The organism is Streptomyces anatolicus, from assembly GCF_019400875.1.
In the GTDB taxonomy this organism is placed as follows: Bacteria; Actinomycetota; Actinomycetes; order Streptomycetales; family Streptomycetaceae; genus Streptomyces; species Streptomyces anatolicus.
In genome coordinates this window covers 1-3,281 of sequence record NZ_WMBF01000619.1, presented here as the reverse complement: position 1 = coordinate 3,281, position 3,281 = coordinate 1, and the positions used below count along the sequence as shown (strand labels likewise).

Genomic DNA, 3,281 nt, shown 5'->3' with positions numbered 1-3,281 from the left:
CGCGGTCGCGGGCTGCTCGGGCGACGGCGACAAGAAAGCCGCTGACGGCGGCCGCGAACTGTTCATGCAGCCCGTCGCCGCACAGGGCCCCGACCCGTTCACCGACTCCACCGCGAAGGCCGCCGCGGGCGTCCCCGTCACCCTCGTCGAGAAGCGGCCGCACGGCATCAGCAACCTCTCCCGCGCGCTGGTCGTACACGCCCGCACCCTGGAGCAGCTCGACGCCCGGGGTCTCGCGGACGAGCTGGAGGCCAAGGGGGAGCCGCTGAACCGGCTCCGCCTCTTCGACCGCCTCTCGCTGGACCTCGCGCACCTTCCCTCCCGCTTCCGTCACGTGCTCGTCCTGCCCCAGTACGAGGTCGAGCGGTCCCTCAAGCGGCGCGCGACCGAGGCCGGGGTGCGTTTCGCGTACGAGACCGAGGTCGCGGGGCTCACCCAGGACGCGGAGGGCGTGACACTCGAAGTGCGGGGCCCCGGCGGCGAACCGGGCACCCTGCGCGCCGCGTACGTCGTCGGCGCGGACGGCCTGCGCAGCGGGGTGCGCGAGGCGGTAGGGCTGCCCTTCCCTGGCAGGTCCGTCATCCGCTCGCTCGTCCTCGCCGACGTCAGGCTCGCCGAGAAGCCGCCGAACCTGCTCACCGTCAACGCCGCCGGTGACGCCTTCGCCTTCATCGCGCCCTTCGCCGACGGCTACTACCGCGTCATCGGCTGGAACCGCACGCGCGACGTCCCCGACAGCGAGCCGCTCGCCCTCGACGAGGTCAAGGACATCGTCCGGCAGGCGCTCGGCCGCGACTTCGGGATGCACGACGCCCGCTGGATGTCCCGCTTCCACAGCGACGAACGGCAGGTGCCCGCGTACCGCGTGGGCCGTGTCTTCCTCGCCGGGGACGCCGCGCACGTGCACTCCCCGGCGGGCGGCCAGGGCATGAACACGGGTCTCCAGGACGCCGCGAACCTGAGCTGGAAGCTGGTCGCCGCCGTCAACGGCCGCGCCCCGAAGGGCCTGTTGGACACCTATCACGCCGAGCGGCACCCGGTCGGCAAGGCGGTCCTGCGCAGCAGCGGCGGGCTCGTCAGGCTCGCGATGGCCAAGCGGCCGTGGACGCGCGGGGCGCGGGCCGCGTTCGCCGCGGTCGTCAGGGGGGTCCCCGCCGTGCGCGCCGAGGCGGTCGGCCAGCTCACCGGCATCGGCTTCGCCTACCGGGCCCCGCGGGGCGCCCACCGGCTCGTCGGGCGACGGGTGCCCGACCTCGCGCTGGTGGAGGGCCGCCTCTACGAGGTGCTGCGGGCGGGCGAGTTCGTCCTCGTCGTGCCGCGTGGCGTGCGGCGGGCGGCGGGGCGGGCGGTGCTCGCGCACTGGGCGAGCGAGCGGCGTACGTCGCTCCTGGTCAGGCCGGACGGGTATGTGGCGTGGGCCGGGGAGGAGGCGGACGCGGAGGAGGTGCGAGCGGCGCTGGAACGTTCAGCTCAGCTTTAAGTTAAAGCCGAAAAGATTCGATGGACGTGATGGGTGAGGGGGTGCGACGGTTGTCCCGCACACGACAGCGATCCCCCGCGGAGCCGGGGAGAGAGAAAAGGGATACCCCGTGGCACTCCTCGACCGGACCCCCGCCCGTACCGCACCGGCCGCGCACCCGGCAGCCCGCCCCCTCGGCGCCGGGCTCGCCCTCGCGGCCCTCGCCACGGTCGTCTGGTCGGGCAGCTTCGTCACCTCCCGCGCCCTGCACGACACCGTGCCGCCCGTCCAGCACGCCTTCTGGCGGTGGGTCATCGCGATCGCGGCGGTGGCCCCGTTCGCGGCCCGTGAGACCTGGCGGCAGCGGAGGCTCCTCCGTGTACACCTGCGCTTCCTCCTCCTCGCCGCCCTGTTGGGCGTCGCCGTCTACAACACCCTGGTCAACCAGGCCGGCCTGACGACCACCGCCGGCAACATGGGCATGATCATGGCCGCCTCGCCCGTCCTCATGGCCCTCTACGAACGCGCCGGCGGCACCCGGCTCGGCGCGCGCCGCGTGACCGGCATGCTCGTCGCCTGCGCCGGGGTACTGCTCCTCGTCAGCAAGGGCTCCCTCGCCATGGACTTCGCGGTGGGCGACCTGTGGGTGATCGCGGCCGCGCTCTCCTTCGGCTCCTACAGCGCGCTCCTCAAGCGCAAGCCGGCCGAGATCGGCGGACTGCCGTTCCTCTTCTCGACGTTCGTGCTCGGCGCGCTGATGCTGCTGCCGGTCTTCGCGGTCAGCTACGCGGTGCAGGGCGGCTTCGAGCCGACCCCCGGCACAATCTCCCCGCTCCTGTACGTGGGCGTGGTGTCGTCGGCGGTCGCCTTCTTCGCCTGGAACAAGGCCATCTCGGTCATCGGCGCCGCCCGCGCCGGGATCGTCTACTACCTCCAGCCGGTCTGCGTGGCCCTCCTCTCCTTCGCGCTGCTCGGCGAGGCGATGGGGTGGCTTCAGGTGCTGTGCATGGGCCTGATCCTCGGCGGGGTCGTGCTGGGCGGCGCGGGCCGCGGGAAGTAGGGGTGCGGGCCGGTCGGTACGTTGGCTCCATGAGCGAGTGGGACATCAAGAAGCTGACGATCCTGCGTACGTTGAGTGAGCGGGGGACCGTCACGGCGACGGCGCAGGTGCTGCGGATGACGCCGTCGGCGGTGTCGCAGCAGCTGTCCAACCTCGCCAAGCAGCTGGGCGTACCGCTCCTCGAGGCCCATGGGCGCCGGGTCAGGCTGACCGACGCGGCCCACCTCGTGCTGCGGCACGCCGAGGCGGTCTTCGCCCAACTGGAGCGGGCGGACGCGGAGTTGGCGGCGTATGCGCAGGGCGAGGCGGGGGAGGTGCGGGTCGGGGCGTTCTCCACGGCGGTGCCCGCGCTCGTCGTACCGGCGGTGCTCGCGCTGCGGGAGGCGGCGCCGGGGATCTCCGTGCGGGTGCGGGAGGCCGAGGCGGCTCAGGCGTACGAACTCCTCGCCGCCGGAGAGGTGGATGTCGCCCTCTCCCTCGCGGTCCAGGCGCCCGCCTCACCCGACGCGGACCCCCGCTTCACCCGGGAGTCCCTGGTCGCCGACCCCCTGGACGTGGCGCTGCCCGCCGACCACCCCCTGGCGGCGGCCGAGGGGCTGCGCCTCGCCGACCTGGCGGGGGAGCCGTGGATCTTCGGCGGCAGCGGCCCCTGGTCGGAGATCACGCGGGCGGCGTGCGAGGGCGCCGGTTTCACCCCGGAACAGGCACACTCGGCGTCCGGCTGGACGGCGATCCTCGCGATGGTGGGGGCGGGGATGGGGG

General features: G+C 73.6%; 3 protein-coding genes. All 3 read left to right on the top strand.

What is annotated here, in order from left to right:
- The first annotated feature begins 64 nt into the window (after positions 1-64).
- Positions 65-1,480, top strand: a complete 1,416-nt coding sequence (locus tag GKQ77_RS30455; protein ID WP_219692350.1) for an FAD-dependent monooxygenase — start codon at positions 65-67, stop codon at positions 1,478-1,480.
- A 109-nt stretch (positions 1,481-1,589) separates the two neighbouring features.
- Positions 1,590-2,519 (top strand): DMT family transporter, encoded by a 930-nt coding sequence (locus GKQ77_RS30450; RefSeq protein WP_219692349.1) that lies wholly within the window; start codon positions 1,590-1,592, stop codon positions 2,517-2,519.
- Positions 2,520-2,548: 29 nt separating this feature from the next.
- Positions 2,549-3,281, top strand: a 733-nt coding sequence (locus GKQ77_RS30445) for a LysR family transcriptional regulator (RefSeq protein ID WP_219692348.1), incomplete at its 3' end; no start/stop codon positions are given.